Origin of the sequence: Micromonospora sp. LOL_024 (genome assembly GCF_048060415.1) — a bacterium.
GTDB lineage: Bacteria > Actinomycetota > Actinomycetes > Mycobacteriales > Micromonosporaceae > Micromonospora.
Window position 1 is genome coordinate 1 of the sequence record NZ_JBHMIS010000049.1, and the last position, 18570, is coordinate 18570.

20 protein-coding genes and 1 pseudogene are annotated in these 18570 nt (G+C 67.3%); 9 read left to right on the plus strand and 12 right to left on the minus strand.

Going from position 1 to position 18570, the window contains the following annotated elements:
* The first annotated feature begins 102 nt into the window (after window positions 1-102).
* From ACFHWY_RS26145 to ACFHWY_RS26155, 3 genes are all read left to right on the plus strand, one after another.
* The gene (locus ACFHWY_RS26145; RefSeq protein WP_416582912.1) at window positions 103-285 is read left to right on the plus strand and encodes a hypothetical protein; all 183 of its coding nucleotides are present in this window, start codon (window positions 103-105) and stop codon (window positions 283-285) included.
* 143 nt (window positions 286-428) lie between these two features.
* Complete coding sequence (locus ACFHWY_RS26150) at window positions 429-1109, plus strand: lytic polysaccharide monooxygenase auxiliary activity family 9 protein (RefSeq protein ID WP_416582913.1); 681 nt, start codon at window positions 429-431, stop codon at window positions 1107-1109.
* A complete protein-coding gene (locus tag ACFHWY_RS26155) occupies window positions 1085-1453 on the plus strand; it encodes a hypothetical protein (RefSeq protein ID WP_416582914.1) in 369 nt (122 codons plus the stop codon). Before ACFHWY_RS26150 ends, ACFHWY_RS26155 begins: the two co-directional genes overlap by 25 nt.
* Window positions 1454-1526: 73 nt before the next feature.
* Here ACFHWY_RS26155 and ACFHWY_RS26160 read toward each other — a convergent pair whose 3' ends face one another.
* Together ACFHWY_RS26160 and ACFHWY_RS26165 are read right to left on the minus strand one after the other, a co-directional pair.
* Window positions 1527-1856, minus strand: coding sequence for an acyl-CoA dehydrogenase family protein (locus tag ACFHWY_RS26160; RefSeq protein ID WP_416582930.1), 330 nt, complete (start codon window positions 1854-1856; stop codon window positions 1527-1529).
* A gap of 17 nt (window positions 1857-1873) precedes the next feature.
* A complete protein-coding gene (locus ACFHWY_RS26165; protein ID WP_416582915.1) occupies window positions 1874-2329 on the minus strand; it encodes a hypothetical protein in 456 nt (151 codons plus the stop codon).
* Between the two features lie 157 nt (window positions 2330-2486).
* Here ACFHWY_RS26165 and ACFHWY_RS26170 point away from each other — a divergent pair, with 157 nt between their 5' ends.
* The 3 genes from ACFHWY_RS26170 to ACFHWY_RS26180 all read left to right on the plus strand — a co-directional run bounded on the left by ACFHWY_RS26170 (window position 2487) and on the right by ACFHWY_RS26180 (window position 4441).
* The gene (locus tag ACFHWY_RS26170) at window positions 2487-2795 is read left to right on the plus strand and encodes a transposase (RefSeq protein ID WP_416582916.1); all 309 of its coding nucleotides are present in this window, start codon (window positions 2487-2489) and stop codon (window positions 2793-2795) included.
* 264 nt (window positions 2796-3059) lie between these two features.
* Window positions 3060-3416, plus strand: coding sequence for a DDE-type integrase/transposase/recombinase (locus ACFHWY_RS26175; RefSeq protein WP_416582917.1), 357 nt, complete (start codon window positions 3060-3062; stop codon window positions 3414-3416).
* Between the two features lie 224 nt (window positions 3417-3640).
* A complete protein-coding gene (locus tag ACFHWY_RS26180) occupies window positions 3641-4441 on the plus strand; it encodes a hypothetical protein (RefSeq protein ID WP_416582918.1) in 801 nt (266 codons plus the stop codon).
* Between the two features lie 169 nt (window positions 4442-4610).
* On the opposite strand, the gene ACFHWY_RS26185 is transcribed toward ACFHWY_RS26180, so the two are convergent.
* A complete protein-coding gene (locus ACFHWY_RS26185) occupies window positions 4611-5069 on the minus strand; it encodes a hypothetical protein (protein ID WP_416582919.1) in 459 nt (152 codons plus the stop codon).
* A gap of 114 nt (window positions 5070-5183) precedes the next feature.
* Entirely contained in the window at window positions 5184-5456 is a 273-nt protein-coding gene (locus ACFHWY_RS26190) for a hypothetical protein (RefSeq protein ID WP_416582920.1), read from the minus strand.
* A gap of 944 nt (window positions 5457-6400) precedes the next feature.
* Here ACFHWY_RS26190 and ACFHWY_RS26195 point away from each other — a divergent pair.
* On the plus strand, window positions 6401-6934 hold the full coding sequence (locus ACFHWY_RS26195) for a GNAT family N-acetyltransferase (RefSeq protein ID WP_416582931.1): 534 nt from the start codon (window positions 6401-6403) through the stop codon (window positions 6932-6934).
* Here ACFHWY_RS26195 and ACFHWY_RS26200 read toward each other — a convergent pair.
* The 7 genes and pseudogenes from ACFHWY_RS26200 to ACFHWY_RS26230 all read right to left on the minus strand — a co-directional run.
* Window positions 6830-7141: pseudogene (locus tag ACFHWY_RS26200) on the minus strand (class I SAM-dependent methyltransferase); the annotation flags it as partial. The gene ACFHWY_RS26195 and the pseudogene ACFHWY_RS26200 sit on opposite strands and share 105 nt — an antisense overlap.
* Before the next feature lie 45 nt (window positions 7142-7186).
* Window positions 7187-8008, minus strand: coding sequence for a transposase family protein (locus tag ACFHWY_RS26205; protein ID WP_416582921.1), 822 nt, complete (start codon window positions 8006-8008; stop codon window positions 7187-7189).
* Window positions 8009-9052: 1044 nt separating this feature from the next.
* Window positions 9053-10048, minus strand: a complete 996-nt coding sequence (locus ACFHWY_RS26210) for a hypothetical protein (RefSeq protein WP_416582922.1) — start codon at window positions 10046-10048, stop codon at window positions 9053-9055.
* Between the two features lie 11 nt (window positions 10049-10059).
* Window positions 10060-10557: a sigma-70 family RNA polymerase sigma factor gene (locus ACFHWY_RS26215; RefSeq protein ID WP_416582923.1), complete on the minus strand. Its 498-nt coding sequence runs from the start codon at window positions 10555-10557 to the stop codon at window positions 10060-10062.
* Between the two features lie 298 nt (window positions 10558-10855).
* Entirely contained in the window at window positions 10856-11278 is a 423-nt protein-coding gene (locus ACFHWY_RS26220; RefSeq protein ID WP_416582924.1) for a transposase family protein, read from the minus strand.
* Window positions 11279-12150: 872 nt separating this feature from the next.
* Complete coding sequence (locus ACFHWY_RS26225; protein ID WP_416582925.1) at window positions 12151-12525, minus strand: hypothetical protein; 375 nt, start codon at window positions 12523-12525, stop codon at window positions 12151-12153.
* 35 nt (window positions 12526-12560) lie between these two features.
* Window positions 12561-13436 carry a hypothetical protein gene (locus ACFHWY_RS26230; protein ID WP_416582926.1) on the minus strand — a complete coding sequence of 292 codons (876 nt, stop codon included), beginning with the start codon at window positions 13434-13436 and terminating at the stop codon, window positions 12561-12563.
* A 259-nt stretch (window positions 13437-13695) separates the two neighbouring features.
* Between ACFHWY_RS26230 and ACFHWY_RS26235 the strand changes: the two genes are divergently transcribed.
* Window positions 13696-14925, plus strand: coding sequence for a sensor histidine kinase (locus tag ACFHWY_RS26235; protein WP_416582927.1), 1230 nt, complete (start codon window positions 13696-13698; stop codon window positions 14923-14925).
* Window positions 14922-15605, plus strand: a complete 684-nt coding sequence (locus ACFHWY_RS26240; protein ID WP_416582928.1) for a response regulator — start codon at window positions 14922-14924, stop codon at window positions 15603-15605. Before ACFHWY_RS26235 ends, ACFHWY_RS26240 begins: the two co-directional genes overlap by 4 nt.
* A 639-nt stretch (window positions 15606-16244) precedes the next feature.
* On the opposite strand, the gene ACFHWY_RS26245 is transcribed toward ACFHWY_RS26240, so the two are convergent.
* The coding region (locus ACFHWY_RS26245; protein WP_416582929.1) for a CHAT domain-containing protein at window positions 16245-18570 on the minus strand (2326 nt) is incomplete at its 5' end.

Sequence of the window (18570 nt, forward strand, 5' to 3'; positions counted from 1 at the left end):
CGCGACATGAACAGGCCATTCACCATCCTCGGCCTTGCCGGATGATGTTGAAACGGCCGTGGCCCCTGGGACTGGGCAGTCAAACTCGCCGGCCCACTGATCATGGACACCACCACCCAACCACCCACCATCCAGGTCGTCGAGGCCACCGACAACATCAGCTACGTCGACCGCCTCCGCCAGATGTTCCCCCACACCTACGCCGAACTCGCACTCACCGAAGCCCTCGCCCCAGCAGAAATGGCCGACCTACGCCGCCGATACGACACCGCCGCCGGACTCTGACCCCAGTAGGCGACACACCGCGGTTGGTGCCAACTGAACACACACTCGCGCCAAACAGATTATTCTGACATTCACGCCCACCGATGCGGTCCTGTTGTTGGAAGCGCTCCCAAGTCATCCGCACGAAGATCGGAGGATGCACCATGCATACCCACGAGCCCGGTCAACCCGTCGGGCAATCCCGGTCAGCCGTCCGTCAACCCCTTCGGGCGCTCGTCCTGCTGCTCGCCATGATGGTCGGCATGCTGCCCTGGGCCGGCGCGGCCCAGGCCCACGGCACCATCATCAACCCGGCATCTCGCGCCTACCAGTGCTGGCAGAACTGGGGCAGCAACCACACGAACCCGGCCATGCAGCAGCAAGACCCGATGTGTTATCAGGCGTTCCAGGCCAATCCCGACACCATGTGGAACTGGATGAGCGCGCTGCGCGACGGCCTCGGCGGAAACTTCCAGGGCCGCACCCCCAACGGGCAGCTGTGCAGCAACGGCCTCTCCAGGAACAACAGCCTGAACCAGCCGGGACAGTGGAGGTCGACAAACGTCAGCCGCAACTTCACCATCCAGCTGTACGACCAGGCCAGCCACGGCGCTGACTTCTTCCGGGTCTACGTCAGCAAGAACGGGTTCAACCCCGCCACCCAGAGTCTCGGCTGGGGGAACCTCGACTTCATCACGCAGACCGGGCGGTACGCGCCGGCGCAGAACATCTCGTTCAACATCTCGACCTCCGGATACACCGGACAGCACGTCGTATTCGTCATCTGGCAGGCATCGCACCTCGACCAGACCTACATGTGGTGCAGCAGCGTGAACTTCGTCTGATCGGCAGGACCGACAGCCGAGGCTCGGATCCGGCCCAGGACATCCCCGTCCTGGGCCGGGACGACTTCCCAACCCTCACCCGGAATCCGCGCAGGACCAGAGAAGCGTCGCTGTATTCGCCGTGTATCGCCGCGGTCGAGGTCTTCGGCACCCGTGACCACCAGCGCACGCTCTTCCTGGATCCGGCCGACGGCGACAGGGTCTTCTTCGAGGCTCTGCTCCGCCAGGCCGAGGCGTTCGCCGACTTCGCGACGGGCGGCCCGCGCACCGGAGCCGGCACGGCCGACGCGGAGGCCGCCCTCCAGATCGCGGAGCAGTCGACCGCCCAGGTCGTACCCGCCTGACCCGCGACCGCGGCCCGGGGGAACACCAGACCCCGCTCACGTAGCCACCAATCGCGACGCGACCAGACCCTAATCAGCTGTATGCCGTCATGGGTGGGTACCGACCGGTGAGGAGGAAGGTTCCGAGTTCCCGGGCCTTGTATGCGACAGGGTCGTGCAGGGTGAGCGTGCGGGCGTCGCGCCAGAACCGGTCGAGGCCGCTCACACGGGCCGTTGCCCGGGCGGCGGTGAACTCGAAGATCCGGCTGGTCGCCTCGGTCGCCAGCCGGCTGGACAGGACCTTCGCGGCAGAGACGGTCAGCGCCGCCCGGCCACGTTCGGTCGGGGTCAGGGCGAGACCCCGGGTGTCGGCCTCCGCGAAGGCGCGGGTCGCGTCGTCGGCCAGGAGGCGGGCCGCGTCCAGTGTCGCGGCGAGTTCTCCTAACCTGCGAGCACGTGCGGGTCGTCAACGGCCCGCTCCAGTCCGCTCGCGGGCCAGGGGCGCGAATGCCTCCGCGTGTACCTGGCGGCCTCGTCGAGCGCGCCGTCCGCGATGCCGATGAGGACCTGCGTGAGAGTCGCCTGGAAGGCCAGTGATACGAGGGACAGGCGTAGCCGGCGGGGGTCGGACTCCTCTTCGCCGGCCGGGAACGTGCCCAGCACGTCGCCTCGGGCGAGCCGGACGTTGTCGAAGGCGATGCTTCCGCTCGCCGTCGAGCGTTGGCCCAGGTTGTCCCAGTCTGGTGGATGCGAGACTCCGCCGCCGACACCAGGTGTGACGACGACCAGGCGTGCCGTGTGGTCGTCGCGGATCGCGCTGACGAGCAGGCGGTCCGGGACCGCGCAGCCGGTGGCGAACGCGCCTCGACCGGAAACGGTGAGCGCGTCGCCGGTCATGGTGGCCCTGATGGTGTCGCGTTGGTTGCTGACGGCGGCCAGGAAAATCCGGCCGGTGGCGGCCTCCTGGCGCAGCGAGGTCGCCAGCTCGGCTGAAGTTCCCCCTGCGGACCGGACACCCTGAGCCCAGACAGTGGTCTGGGGGAAGGATGGCCTGGTGCCACGTCCATCGAAGTACCCTGAGCAGTTCCGTAAAGACGCTGTTGATCTGGTCCGCTCGTCGGGTCGGTCACTGCGTGAGGTCGGTCAGGAACTTGGCGTCAATCATGAGACGCTGCGGAACTGGGTCAGCGCCGCGAAGACCGCCGATGCCGGTGGACGCGGTCGCGGTCGCGGCGAGGATCCGGTGAGCGCCGACGAACGCGACGAGCTGCGTCGACTGCGCAAGAAGGTCGCCGAGCTGGAGGTCGAGAAGGAGATCCTGCGCAAGGCAGCGGCCTATTTTGCCAAGGAGATGGGTCGATGACCCTCCGCTACCGGTTCATCTCCGAACACCGCGCCGACTACGGCGTGCAGCGGCTGTGTCGCGTCCTGGCGGTACGACGTCCCGGCTTCTACGAGTGGCGGGCCGCTCAGCCGGCCCGTGAGCAGCGTGCCGCAGCTGAGGATCAGCTCGCCGCCGAGATCGCCGCGATCCATGGCGGGCACCGGGCTCCTACGGCTCACCGCGAGTGGCCGTCGAGCTGCGCCGACGTGGCCGGCGGGTCAACCGCAACGGGTCGAGCGGATCATGCGCGAACGCGGCATCGTCGGGATCACCCGCCGCCGACGCCGCTCGCTGACCAAGCAAGACACCACCGTCGCGCCGGCGCCGGACCTGATCGGGCGGGACTTCACCGCCGAGGCCCCTGGGCAGCGGTTCGTCGGGGACATCACCTACCTACCCACCGCCGAGGGCTGGCTCCACCTGGCCACCACCATCGACCTGCACACCCGCGAAGTCATCGGCCACGCGATGGCCGCACACATGCGCGCGCAACTCGTCGCCGACGCGGTCGCCCTCGCTCACCGACGCGGTCTGGTCGACTCGAGGGGTGTGTCCGATCTTGCTTTCAGAATGTGTCGGACGTTCGCCGCAGTTCCTTGACGTCAGCCCCGAATCGCCTTTCGCCGCCAGTTGTCGGGGTCTGCCGGATGTGTGGCGAGCGAACCAGCAACAGACAGAGGCGCCCCCAACATGAATCCTCGACGCCCCTCGAAACGGAGGTCGGCCACCGCGGACAGAGCAAAGCACGCAGGTCCGACTCAAACACCCGAAGACCGGCAATACAGCCGGGGCAGTTCGTGGCCCGGCCTTGGTTGAATGGCTCGATGGACATCGAAACCGCTGACTCGCTGGCCATTCGCGCCGACGAGTCGGCTCGACTCGAGCCGGGTAGCATGCATGCGCTGCAAGCGGCCCACGACTCAGCCGCGGCCGAAGAAGCCCTAGCCGACAGCGGTGTACCCGGCGGGCGTTTCCGGCTGGCCCGGGCGCTGTGGAGACGGGCCGGTGGCCGGACCGGCGACGAGCTACCAGCCGCCCGGGACGACGCCCTGCGCTGCTGGACGGTGTGCCGATCGCTGCTGGACCATCCCGATCCGGCTCTGGACCCCGACGCCGTGGTGGCCGAGATCACCTACTGGCTCGGCGTGCTCGTGCCGATCCTGAGAATGGCCGACCAGCTTCCGGAGGCAGCGGAGGCCCTCGCACGAGTCCACCGCGCAGCAGGCGAAGCGGCCGGCGTGCCGGCCATGCACGCGACGGCCCGGCTGAACCAGTTCGTATACGCAGCGAAGGTCGACGAATTCGCCGAGGCCAAGGTCGCCGGTGACTACGCCAGGATCGCCCATGACCTGGACGAGGTGATCGAGCGGGCCGCCCAGACACTGAAGATCCTGGAGGTCTTCGCCTCTCACTCACCGCACGAGGCCAGCGAGTACGCGGAGGCGGTGCGTGTCGCCAGCCGGCTCGTCACCATCACCGGCCACGTGGCCTTGGCGGCCCGGATGTTCGATCAGGCGGAGGCGGTATCCGCCTCCCTCACCCGCTTCGGCCCGCTGTTCCTGTCCCATGCCGACGCCATCCGCCGGGAACGCGACGGCCTGAGCGCCTGGGTACCCCGCCGATGACCACGCGCTGACGGAATCGGCACACAAGTAGAATTCGGTCTACGCATGATCACGTGCGCGCTCATGCCGCCGATCGTGCAGGCGGCTCGTCATCAGGCATCAAGCTCCGCACGCCGCATCGCGCTGCCCGGCCCTCTGGCCGGTACGCGCTCGGCCCGCAGAGGTGCGCTCAGACTCGATCGAGTTCGATCGTGAGATGCCGAGGTGCCTGTACGCCGGCCAGCGCCCATGCCCAGCCGGGAAGGCTGAGAGCCTTGGCGAAGAAGTCGTCGAGAGGCATGCCGAAGGACCATAGGACTCTGTACCCGAGTGCTTCGGTTTCGGCACTGGGTGTCCAGTGGAGCGTGCAGCGCAGTTGCCAGATCACTTCCTGGTCGGCGGCCTCGATGAGCTGCCGGGTGAGATCAGCACTGAACTCACGCACGCCGTCGAAGTCAACTGTCCCGGTCTGGGCGAGGATCCCGTCGCCGTCCTCCTCGGGCGACGCGGCGTCATCGGCCGGGGCGGCCGCGAACCGACGGAAGACCTCGACCGTCCTTCGCACGTCGACGGCGGAAACCTCGCTGGGGCGTACCCCGGCAAGGTTAAGCATCGACGTCAGCAGCACCTCCGTCTCACTGATCAACACGATCTCATCATCCCGCGTCGTTGCCAAGATCAGGCGTACTGTTCTGCCGCCGGGCGGGCGCGCTGAGGAGACCACCCCTCGAGAGAGTCCTGCCGTCGACGGTAGACCCGACTCTCAACGATCGGTCGTGACGATGGCAGTGACCAACAGCAGGACGCCGATCGTGATCTGCGTGCACAGGGCGCCGAAGAAGAGCTTCGGGTGGTTGACGAACAGGCGAAGTAATCTGAATGGTCCCGGCAGCGTTCTGCTTGCTCGTAGCCGGCGCTCGGCCCACAGCCGTAGGACGAAGTTTCCGAGGGCGAACGTCAGGAACAGGACCCCGAGGACCCCGAGCGGAGCCTGCGGTGATTCGTCTGCCGAATTGCTGAGGCCGATGGGAGGCACAGACCGACGCTCGCACGGCTTTCGAGCCTTGTAAAGATCATCAGCCCGTCACCATCGCTTGTCGACCGGACGGCGGCATCCGTCCTGACGATCCATGGGGATTGGCTGAACCTCGGTCTACCAACTCCGACTGCACGGATCTGCCGCGTAGCGCTCGTGATCGAAGGTGGGATCAGGGCAGGTGCTGGCGGCCGGTCGTCGCCGAATAGCAAAGGTCGGGCGTCCCGGACGTCGGGGCGTGATGTTGGGTGCGGATGGTGCCGAAGCCGGAGGCAGTGGAGTGGTGAACGGAGTGCTCACAAGGGGCGCAGGGGAAGCGGTCACGGAGCTTGCCGGCCTGTCTCGGATGGCGTCGCCTTGGGTTCTGGACCAGTTGGTGCCAGAGTTGCTGGCTGACCTTGCGATCACTGAGCTGCCCGCAGACGAGGCCAGCGAGTTGGTCGGGCGTTTGGTGGGGCAGGCGGTAGCTGCGCGAACAGACTGTGACGAGTTCGCGGCGGTCCGGGAACTGGCGCGGCTGAGCCCGTCCCTCGACTACCCGGTCGGCGTGATCGGCGACGCCTACTACGCATCGGATCAGCCGGATGCAGCTCGGCGTACAACGTTCCCAACGCGATCAGATCGTGCTCCGTTGCCTGCCGAACGGTGATCGTCACGGCGACACCCTATCGACAGGTGGGGCCGGCAGGCAGATGCGCGACCCTCCAGCGCAGCATCAGACAAACCGGATAGTCGTACCCAACTTCGATGCCCTGGCCGGCACCACGCCGGCATCCTGATCTGGCCGACCGGGCGTCGCAGAACGTGACCAAGGGCGGCGGCATCCAACATGCGGCGATTCGCTGATTGGCGATGATGGAGTCATGCCACTCCTCGTCGACCCTGCCCTGCCCACCGGTTCCCTCCGGACCACCGGACAGCCCCGTCTTGGCATCGATGAGCACATGGTCCTACGGCCGTGGTGCACCGCCGACGCCGCGACTGTCCGGGCCGCGTTCGCCTGTCCCGATATACAACGGTGGCATGTACGCCGAATGGACAGCGACGACGAAGCGCACGGCTGGATCGCGCACTGGGCCGGGCGGTGGGCGAACGAATCAGACGCCAGTTGGGCCATCGTCCGTAGCACGGATGATCAAGTCGTCGGCCAGGTCGGTCTTCGGACGATCATGTTGTCGGAAGCGTCAGCGCAACTTTCGTACTGGATCCTGCCCGCTGCCCGCGGGAGAGGCGTTGCCGTACGCGCGGTCCACACGCTGACATCGTGGGCGTTCGGCACGCTGCGGATGCACCGGCTCTTCCTGGTCCACTCGATCGCCAACACGGCGTCATGCCGGGTCGCGCACAAGGCCGCGTTCGGCATCGAGGGCACCCTACGCGGTTACCTGCGACACGCCGACGGGTGGCACGACGTCCACATACACGCGCGACTGCGAACTGACGCCGGCCCCCTCCAGTGCCCGGCTGGAGGCGCATAGTCGCTCTGCGAACATGCGCGCTTGGCCGGCAGGAGGCGTGTGGATGATCGAGTACCACAGGATCACGCCGGCGAACTGGCCGTCCTGGTACGGCAGCTCGGTCAACGAGCCCACAGTGACGACCAGACCGGAGTGGTTGCGTCGGGCCATGGCGACCATGCCCGGCGACAGGTCGACACCCACCACCGAACAGCCGCGTTCGGTGAGGTACTGATTGAGCCTTTCCGAGTAACGGTTGGTGGCGTTGGGTGATCATGTTGTGCGGTCGTGGTCGATGTGGAGCAGGACCAGGGCTGCGGCGGTGATCCGGCCGATGCTCCAGGGACATAGGCTGACGTTGCGTAGCGCTTTGAAGGTGGTCTTGAGCAGGGAGTTCCCGCGTTCACCGATGGCGCGGACCGCGTTGTGGGCCTTGTTGAACTGCTGCTGCACCTCGGTGCAGGCACCGTTCTTCGGCTTCCTGAACGCCACCGTGATCGTGTCGGCTTCGCCTTCGTAGCCGAGATCACCGAGGACCCGTAGGTTGCCGTCGGTGAAGGTGCTCAGCAGCGGCAGGATGCCGTGCTCACGCAACGCGGTGGTGTCGTGTTCACGGCCGGGACGTACCGGTGAGGTCCACAACGGCCATCCGTCCGGAGCAGTGATGACCTGCACGTTCCCACCGTGGTTGTCGTGCTTGCCCGACCACCACAGATCCACCCCAGGTGTCGGCCCGGGGGTGCGGCACCGGTCCGTCTCGATCAGCGTGCCGTCAATGCTGACGTAGGCGTAGCCGGCCATCCTCGCGGCCAGCAACACCGAGTGCAGACCGGGCGCTTGAGCGGCGAGCACGGTGAGGCCCTCATGCAGGTACGCGTACCCGGTCGACCGGCTGATCGTGTTGTCCATGGCCAGTTGCGAGATGCGGGTGCCGTCGACCAGCCACCGGATCACCAGGACAGCCTGCTTGAAACAGCTCAACGACCTGGTCCCGGCACGGGTGCCCAGCCGCTGCCGTTCGGCGTGCAGAAGGCCGGACAGGAACGACACGGTCGCCTCGCGTACGGGCAGGATGGCGGTGTATGTGACATTCACAGCGACGCAGAACCTCGATGACGGTGATCCCGGAAAGGACCACCTTCATACCGGGGTTCTGCGTCTTTTCGTTGCACCGCAACGGATCCGGGCGCGTCTGGACCGCTTGACCACATCGGCCACTCCAAGTGACTGGACCCATACTCGGAAAGGCTCACTCATCCGGCCGGTACCACATCCTGTATCAAGGACCTGCCCGTCGTTGCCCGCCGTCACCCGGTGGTGAAGGCGTCGACCATGGCGAGGTCGGCGCCGGTGGATCCATGGACCCTGCCCGAGGAGGTGGCCGAGCGGTCACCGCGCAAGGGAGCAGCCCCGCTCGTGCGCCGATCACGACGAGAACGCCGCGCACCCATCCTTTGAGGGCGCCGTTCCGGCTTCGGCAGGTCCGCCCGCCAGGGTGGCCCGGCGGCGGGAACAGCTGGCGTGCGCTCGATTAGCGCCAGGCACTGCTCTTCTGCCGCGCCCGGTCGTCAGGTCGGAATTGCCTTGTCGATGATGTGCCTGGCTGGAATGGTGTTCTGGGGCCTGTTCCACTTCCTGCTCGCGGACACCACAAGACAGCAGCTTCAGCGGCTAACCGTTGACGAGCAGATTGCACACATCGTTGATCGTTTGTTCGTGCACGCGCCGCAGGTCGGCGTGCTCGCGGCAGAACTCGACCGGACAGACGGTGGTCCAGGATCGGCCGTCCTGCAAGTCGTGCGGGTTTCGCGCAGCCTGCGGGCGAGCCGGAAGACCTGTCCGGGCCGGTTGACGGGCTGGAGAAGCTTCCCGGACAGCATCAGCTGCTGGGCTGGCAGTTTGACCGGCGGACGCTGCAGTTCCTGCGGCTCACAGGCGCCGAGCTGGACATCGACGAGTACGCCTACGGCTGACCGTGCCGGATCACCCGGAGCACGGAATACAACATGTCCCCGACGGAGCCTGGAAAGGGCTGCAGGAACTGCATCTCCAGCTACTCAAGCGACGCGTTGTCCATAGGCGCGGTCCGTGCGCGCCGTCCAAGTGGTGCGGACGGCGCGCACGGCACAGGATTGAGGGTCAGGACTTGCCGGCGCTGATGTCGGCCACCGTCACGCGGGAGACCTTGAAGGTTCTCACAAAGGAGGTTTCCGTCTCCGGGGAGTTCACCTTGGAGCTGATCGGCACCCCGTTCTGGGCGTTGATGATCAGCACGTGTTGGGTGTCGTTCCCAAACACTCTCGCGGTGAGGGTCAGGGTGGGCTGCCCGCCGGTCGTCGAATCCACGACGGTGACATCGGGGATGGTGGAGATCAGGCGAAGCACGCCCGCCCGTACCTTCGGGTCGCCTCCCCCTGCGGAGAGCACGTCGACGCTGTTGACCCAGAGGTGGTTGGCGGCGATCTTTTCCCGGTCCTCATCGGTGAGCGGCGACGGGTTTGCGACTCCCTTCTGCCGAAGGATGTCCGTTCGGTCCTGCTCGGCGCCGGTAGGGGACTTCCCCTCGTCGTACACGGAGTTGATCATTTGCTCCCGGGCTTTGGCGAGGTCACCGGTTGCCGCGTACCGCGCCGCCGCCACCCCTCGGGTGTGGAAGCCGTTGCCGAGGTTCTCGCCACGAGCGATCACCCGTGGGAATTCGTTCCTGGCCTCCGTGTAGTAGTACTCGCCGCTGTCGGTGTACAGGTGGTACCGGGTACGAGATGGCACGGTGCCCCGACGGGCATCGACCTTCTCGATGATCAGTGACGCGTCACCCGGCAGCGAGGCGTTGTCTGCGGTGAGGTTGGCTGCCAGGGACACGAGCTTGGTGTTGCCTGCCGGTGCCGGGGAGGCGGCCCCGGCCTGATTGTCCGGGCCGGTCGGAGCCGGGGCCGTGCCGGAGGATCCCGTGGCCATCGGCAGGGCCAGTGCGAGCGCGGCCACGGCCGCGACGCCACCGCCGGCGGCCAGGCCGAACACATGGCGGTTGCGCCGCCGGGCTCGGCCGCGCTGCTCAATCGCCTCGACCGGGCGATCCATCTGTACGTCGGAAAGGGTCTGTTTCACCGCGTCCCACACCTCATCGTCATTCATGATCGATTCTCCTAACGGGCTGCGGGCGCGAGCTGCGTCCGCAGGGTTGCGGTGGCACGAGACAGATGGACGGCTACGGTTTGGGCGGAGATGCCCAACACCGCAGCCACGGACCTGGTGTCCAGGTCGAGCCAGATACGTAACGCGACCACCTCACGCTGCCGCCGCGGTAGCCGGCGAACGGCGGCCAGCAGGGCGTCATTCATGTCGGGGTCGTCCTCCATGAGGGAAGCCCGCTCATGGCCGTCGAGGGCCACCTCCCGCCGGCGTCGCCGCCACCAGGACACCCGGATGTTGAGGGCGGTGCGCACCACCCACGCCGCCGGTGCCGGATGCTGGCTCAGCTGTGGCCAGGAGGCCCAGGCTCGAGCGAACGCCTCAGCGACCAGATCTTCAGCCAGCGCGCGATCGCCCGTACCAGCTAGTACGGCACGAAGGCAGTTGTCTCGGAAGCGCTGATAGAAGTCCGCGAAGTCCTTCCGTTCTCGTTCCACACGGGGTTTACGCATCAGCGCCCCGATCGATTTACCCCCAACGGAAGAATCTTCCGTTGATCATGAGGCTGGCGGTGACAAATGTGTTGAACCCTACGCGAAACCTCATGATCGACGGGGGTGATGATCAGTTGGTGTGAGGTCCGTCGTGTTGATCGAATCGTGATCGTCTCCGACATGCCTGGTGTGGTCTGCAGAGGTGCGCGTCTCGTCTCGTGTCCGGTCCTGGTCCCCGCCGTCGTCGGCGTTCGTCGGGTTCCGGTTCCTGCCTGAGGTGATAGTTCTGGCGGTCCGCTGGTCTGGTACCTGCGGTTCAACCTCTCCACGGGGCGCTGACCACGCTGAAGGTCACGCCCGGGTGGCGGTTACCGACGCGAACCCGGACTGTCCGAGGGTGCTCGAGGACCGTCAACGTCTCGGCATCGACGCGGACCAGCAGCCGCCACACCGTGGTCAGCACCGGCACCCGACCCGTGAACCCGAGCCGGCCCCACGCCGGCGCATCGAGATCATCGACCCAGTCGACGATCGCAGCGAACGTGCAAGCCCCGGCCATCACCGCGCACACCGCAACCGCGAGCACGCTCGCCAGCGGGTACCGGACACCACGCGGGTCACGCGGATCGGGAACCCTCGCCAGGGCCTCCAACAGGCCAAACGCCTCACCGCCAGCAGTCGAGGAGCCGGGCAGGGCAGGGGCATGGTGACGGATCACGTCGATCAGCGATGATGACATGCGCGGGTGTAGTCCTTCTCGGTGTCATGTTGTCTCAGCAACTCCATGATCACCGAAGGACCGCACCCGTCCTACGTCACCCTCCAATCAGGCCGACGACCCTGCGAAATCCCAGGTCAGAAGCAGTCTCAGGCGACTACACAAAGCCCCTGCCGGGTCCTGCACACCGCCGCCCGCCTCATCCGAGGCCAACGCCACCGACGCCTGCGCATCCCGACCACCTGGCCCTGGCCCGAGCAGATCACCGCCGCGTTCCACCGGATCGCGGCCATCCCCGCACCCGGCTGACCCACCACAGCCCAAATCCCGACGACCGGAGGAACCCAGGAGAAACGCCCACCGCCGCGACAGACGGCCCAACACCACACCCTCCCAGGCAAACCATCGACACCCAACGATGACCGGCGCCGGATCAACCCGACACACGCCGAGCGCGAATGATCGAGGCTAACTGAACGGCGTTGGTACTAGAACAACCCACTACCAGCAAAGACTCCAACTCCACCAGGTGCGGCTGGAGTATTAACTACGCGGCGAATGTTCGGCGGAAGATCGCTGAGGCGGAATGGAACGTCAAGAGAGTTGATTACCTGGGTATCCTGCGGCCGGAGCTCGCCGCCGCGAGCGCTCATGTCGAGCGTCAGGCGATACTACTGTATCGATTCGATGTGCTGGGGCGCTGTTTGCCGGTACGGATCTGCCGGCCGGTGCGCACTTGTCTCCGCCGATGCAACTGGTCGACGCCCGCTGGGCCGAGCAGCGGGAGAGGCGGATCGGTGGTCACAAACTCCATACTGCCGCGCCCGGCATGCTGCCGGGCCAGGGCATCCATGATCAGCGGCGCTGCCGTGAGTGCCCTGGCCCGGAGTTTGTCAGGTACCCGCTACCGGGTAGCCATGCCACGACCCGTAGTAGTTACTGCTGCTGCCTGGTTTGTCCTCAACGACCCGGAGGTTCGTCAGCACGTGGGAGAGTGTGTACCTGGTGCAGTCCACGCCCGACGTGTCGCTGCCGTAGATTACAGGTGCGATCTGGTACGAGTACGACGCGCTGGTGTAGTACCCCGCCCAGACCCGGTGCCCGTCGTTTTCCGCGTCACAGATGGTGAGGACTCTACCGTTGTACGAATGTCGGGCGTAGTCGTTGCCCTGGCTCACCCCGTGGGCGCTCGCCGGGGTCGGTGCGGCCAACAGAGCCGCTGTGCCGATGCCGATTGCGGCTAGTAGTGCGATGATCCTGCGTCGCATAGTCTCCTCCGCTCCAAGTTTCGATTGACAGGCCTTCATCGATGTGCTGGGCTCCACCTCCCCTGGTCGGACGGGACGTGCGAGCTGAGAGCCATGGTGACGTTGTGCGCCCCGACGGTGAGCGACTGCTTCACCCGATCCAGCTCGTCAACGTAAGACTCAATGAGGGTTCGCTGGGACTCGGCGGTGGCCTCCACTATGGTGTCCAAATAGCCGACCGCTGTCTTGCAGGCGACGTCCGCTCCGGCCACAGCGATCTCCTGAAACGACGGTTTCGGGGCGCGGCGCCATTGTTGGTCCCGGGCGGCACTCATCGGTGTCGAGTAGTGGTAGCCGGCCTCCGCCATGCAGGCGCTCCAAGCGTCGAACATCGCGGTAACCCGGTCATCGGTGGCGGCCTCCCGCGCCGCCTCCGCCTCCAGGCGCGTGACAGGCGAAATGGTGGCCAGCGGACGGGTGTTGGCCGAAAGTTGGCGAGAGGCCTCACCCCGGCACCCCTGCGCCGGCACCGAATCGCCATCTATAGTGGATTTTTGTCCGAACAGCACCTCGGCCACACCCGCCGGAGGCTCGTGGTGGTGAGCGTGCTCTTGCGAGGCGACCAACCCCCGTGCACTCCAGGGCGGCGGGTGGTAGCCATGCGCGACTGCCTGCGCCTCATCGACGAGCCCAAACCGCTCGGCCAGCCCTGCGGCGAGTATCGCCCGGCCGGCCAACAGATCCGAGTCGTCCGGCCCGGACCAGGTCAGGCCGAACCGGCTCAGACACGACACCTCCAGTGCCGCCTGGGCTCGATCCGCCCGCTCCTGCTCCTCGGGGCTGATCACATAGTCGTCCAGTGGCAGGACAATTGAGGTGGCTGCCCCGGGTGGCGGCAGGTCCGGGACTCCATGGGAGTGGTCCGCCTCCACGGCGGTCCCCGAACATCCGGACGCCAACAATGCGGCAGTCAGGGTCAAGCCGGTCCACGGAAGTGCTGTCGCCCGACCGCGTCGTCCCATCCTCGCCTCCTCCGGTGAGTGGCTGTGGCTGGGAACGAAGGTACGAAATCATGCCGTGTCACATCATCCATCCATCGATTGATGTATTGCTACCAGTGGTTGAACAAAGAGCACGTCCGGTAAACCCTTGTCGTAGGCGCCGCCGCCCGCCCCGTTAACCTTCGCGGGCATGCGAGCGGTGGCGCACCTGAGGCAACTGTCGGACCGGCATCCGCTGCTGGCAGATGTGGCGTTGGCGGGGGCGACCGCCGCGGTCAGCCTGGTGCTCGGCCGGCAGGATCCGCCGGAGCAGTTCCGCGGGCTCGACGGCGTGGGTTACGCACTGACATGCCTGGTCAACGCGACTCTGGTGGCGCGCCGGCGGGCTCCCAGCTCCGTGCTGCTCCTGTACTGCACACTCTGGGTGGGGTATATCGCCGCCGGCTACTGGCCGGTGGTGAACAGCGCGGGAGCTCTGCTGGCGCTGTACACGGTGGCCGCCCACCGGCCATCCCGGATAAGCGTGATCGCCGCCGTTGTGGTGGCCACGGTATGGCTATACGGTGGACTCGCCCTCGGCACCGGCTTCGCGTGGGCTGCCTTGGCGCAGAGCGTGGTCTGGACTGCTGTCGTATGGCACTTCGGGAACCGCGCCCAGCAACTGGCAGAGCGCAACCGGCGCCTCGCCGTACTCGCGGAGCGGTTGCGCCGCGACCGCGAGGAGCGGGCCCTCCGTGCGGTCACTGAGGAGCGGGTGCACATCGCGCGAGAGCTGCATGACGTGGTCGCGCACCACATGTCGGTCATCTCCGTGCAGGCGGGGCTGGCCAGGTACGTACTCGAGTCCGATCCGGTAACCTCGCGCACCGCGCTGGAGACGGTCCTGCGGACGAGTGGTGAGGCGTTGCGGGAGATGCGTCGGGTGCTGGCGGTGCTGCACGTCGACGCGGACGAGGTCGACGGTGCGCCCGACGGCGAGACCTACCAACCCTCACCGGGCATCGACCGCCTCGACGAGCTGGTGGAGCGGGTACGCGGGGCGGGCGTTCCGGTCGAGGTGGTGGTGGTCGGCGTGCCACGCCCCCTCGCGGCCGGCCTTGACCTGTGCGCGTACCGCGTGATCCAGGAGTGCCTGACCAACGTCCTGCGGCACGCCGGCCCGACCTGCGCCACAGTGACTCTGCATTACGTTGCCGACCGATTCGTAGTTCGGGTAAGCGATGCGGGTCGCGGCATGGCCGAATCACAAGACGACGCCAAGCGCGGGCACGGACTAATCGGTATGCGGGAACGCGCCCGAGTCTATGGTGGAACTCTCGTCACCGGCAGCCGGCCACATGGTGGATTCGAGGTCTTGCTCACGTTACCCACGCCGGCCGCGGAAGCGGAGTGGACTGAGCCAGGGAAGGGCCGTGCATGACCAGCGTGCTCGTCGTCGATGACCAGGTGCTGATTCGCGCCGGGCTGGCCGCGTTGATCCATGCCGCACCGGGTCTCACCGTGGCCGGTGAGGCCGAGGACGGCCAGACGGCGGTGATCCAGGCGGAGGCTCGCCGTCCCGACGTGATCCTGATGGACATCCGGATGCCACGCCTGAACGGGGTGACCGCCACCGAACGCATCCTCGCCGACGCGACGCACCGTCCACGGGTCCTCGTGCTGACCACGTTCGACCTGGACGAGTACGTCTACGCCGCTCTGCGCGCCGGCGCCAGCGGATTTCTCCTCAAGGACACGCCACCGGATCGCCTCATCGCGGCCATCCAGACCGTGGCGGCCGGTGACATGCTCTTCGCCCCCACGGTCACCCGACGCCTGATCGAGGCATACACCCGAGACTCCCACCTCCCCGAAACGCCACCACCTGACCTGCGGGGGCTCACCGCTCGCGAGATCGAGGTGCTGCGGCTGGTCGGCACCGGCATGACCAACGGCGACATCGCACGCGGACTGGTGGTCAGCGAGGCGACGGTCAAGACCCACCTACATCGGGCGATGACCAAGCTTAGCCTCGCCAGCCGAGCACAAGCCGTGGTGGTCGCGTACGAGAGTGGCCTGGTCACCCCGGGACGCGACGCCCCGCCCGGCTCCCGGTCATGAACTCACGGGCGCCGCTCGCGTGCGATCGCCGCGGCCAGGCCAGCGAGCACGGCCACCGCTGCCACCAGTGCCCATCCGGCCGACCGGGACCGCGGTGGTACGTCATCGGCCGCCGCCGAGAGCAGGGCGCGCTCGTGAGCTCGTTCGACCTGCTCGCCGACGCCAGCGGTCGGGTCACCTGGGCGTGAGTCGCAGCTCGCCGCGAACGACAATCATGGATTCGTGGTCGACGGCACCCCTCGGACACCAGTTTGCAGCATCCATGCTGTGTATCGCGTACCGGTGGTCAAGCGCGTTTGACCGCGCACATCTCAGCGCAGCGACGCCCTCGACCGACCCTGAATCGATCGGGGCGGTAGTCGTGGTTGATCGCTCTGTGGCTCCGGTCATCCCGCCCGTGAGGTTGGCTGACCAGGAGAAGTCCCACCGTCAGCAGCCCGGGGGAGCGCGTCGCCGCCGCCGTTGCCGCTGCCGGTCCTGCCGACGCCGGGCGCCGGCACAATGGTGTACGGCGTGGCGGCAATCGATGTCAGTGGTCGTATCGCCGATCGGACGATTATTCGTACGCTCGGCTGGGCGCCGGGCACCCGCCTGCACATCCGCGAGAGCTCCGGACTGGTCGTCGTCCGAGTGGCTTCGCTACGGGCCCGCATGGATGAACGGTGCCCAGATGCTGGGGCTGTGGGGGGCGTCGTCGCGTAGTGTGCGGACGGCGCGGTGCAGGGCCCAGGCGGCGTGGGCGGGATCGAGCTGGCCGTCTCGGACCAGGTGGGCGTAGACCTCACGGCTGATGGTGGCCGCGGATTCGTCCCAGACGCGCCATAGCGTGCCGATCACGTGTCGCCATCCGGCGTGCTGCATGGCGGCGGCGACGGTGATCGCTTCGTCGAGGGTGGTGGCCCCACCCGTCGCGGTCTTGCAGGCGGACAGGAACGCGAATTCGCCTCCGAGGTGGCGGGCGGCGGTCAGGTCGGTGACGCTGATCGGGCCGGCGGTGTCCCAGTCGTACGGCAATAGGCCGCCCTCGGTGGGGCCGGCCATGTTCTGCGTGCCGTGGCAGGAGGCATGCAACCAGCGGTGCCGGCTGATTTCGGCGAGAACCGTGTCGTGGGTGGCGTGGGGGCCCGTCAGGAGAGTTCGATGGGTTGCGGGGAAGCTCGCGCAGATCAGGTCCTGTTCGATGCTGGCGCCCCGGAGCGGCTCGCGTCGGGGGGTTTCGGGGATGGCGATGACCAGGATCTCGCGCGGTTGCGTGGACTCGGGTCGTACGCGTGCCTCGTGCAGTGCCCGCAGGGTCGGAGTGTAGGAGGATATGACCCGGTCGTGGACGGTGTTCGTGGTGTGGTGGTAGCCGGCGGCGTGCAGGGGGAGCACGGTGAGGGCTCCGGTGGGGCACCACCACAGTCGGGGCCATCGGTCGCGGGGGACGGTGGCGTGGCCGAGAGCGTCGAGGATGGGGCGGGTGATGTGGTCCCACAGCCATTCCAAAGTGGCAGTGATCGCCATTTCGAGGATGAACCGGTCCGTGTTGTCCCGACGGCCGGTTTCGAAGGTGTGCAGGGCGTCGAGGTATCGGTTGGCCTCGGTGACGACCTGCTTCTCGGTCACGTCGGGCAGTTCGACCAGTTCGACGCCTCCGTGGGTGAGGACGAGGGCGTCGCAGCGCCATCGACTCAGGTTGACGATCACCGTCGGGTCCTGGCCGGGCTCGGGCAGCAGGGCGTGGACGGGTGGGGGCCTGAGGAACCGATCCGGGTGGGGAAGGTGTTCGGTCGGGGGCAGCGCGCGGACGAGGTCGAGAAGTTCCTCGAAGCGCCGTGCGGCTCGTAGCCGCGTTTCGCCGGACGGTGCCGAATGGTGGTCGCCGGTCGGGACGGGACGCGTGAGGACAGCACGGCAGCGGTGGAGTTGCTCGGCGAGGTCGGGGTCGGCCCGCTGAAGTGCGGTCAGGTCAGTGCGGGTGCCGAGCAGCTGGGACCAGAACATGCCTCGGCCGTGTTCGAGCAACTCGACGGCGAGGTCGAGTCGACCGGCGTCGACGGCGCAGGCGGCGCCGTCGCGAGCCAGGGAGGCGGCGTGGATTTCCAGGAGGTGCTGCCGGTCGGGATGATCGATGCCGCGCCAGGCCATCAGCGGTAGCAGGTCGATGCCGGCGGCGTACGCCTCGGTGGCGGCGGCGGGGCCTCGCGCCCGCGCAACGGCCCGCCCCCAGCGGCTCGCGGCCGCCACCCGCATCGAGGCCGGCGCGGCAGTCGACGCGCAGGCCTGTGCCCACGCCTGTACGACGCCGTCCAGGTCTGTGGCGTCGGCGCTTCGGGTGAACCGGGTGTGCAGCGCCGCGCCGAGGTTCGACAGGGTTCGTGCCCGGTCCGGATGGCCGGCGGGGGTGGCCTGGACCGCTTCCCACCCGACTTCCACCGCTTCCTCCAGGTCGGTGCTCACTCCGGTGTGTTCATGCCGGGTCTCCAGCGACAGGCTGAGGTTGGACAGCCGCAGCGCTCGGTCAGGGTGGTCTCGGGGAGTGGCGTCGACGGCTTGCCGCGCGATGTCGATCGATTCGTCCAGGTCCGCGTCGGCCTCGACCTGGACGTATCGGCCGAACAGGGCCATGGCGAGGTTCGTCAGGTAGATTGCCCGGTTCGGGTGGTCGGTGGGGGCGGCTTCGACCGCTTGTCGTCCGATCCGCACGGCCTCGTCGAGGTCGGCAGCGCTGCCGGTGCGGTCGTAACGGGACCGTAACGCGTTGCCGAGGTTGGACAGGCAAAGAGGACGGGAGGGATGGCCGGCCGGGCTGGCGTCGGCGGCCTGCTGCAGGACGGTCACCGCCTCGTCCAGGTCCCTACCAATTCCGAAGTGCTGGAATCTGACCTGTAGCGCGTTGCCGAGGTTGGACAGGCACCCGATGCGGTGGGCGTGGTCGGTGGGAGTGGCGTGGAGGGCCTGCCGTAGCGCGGTCACCGCCTCG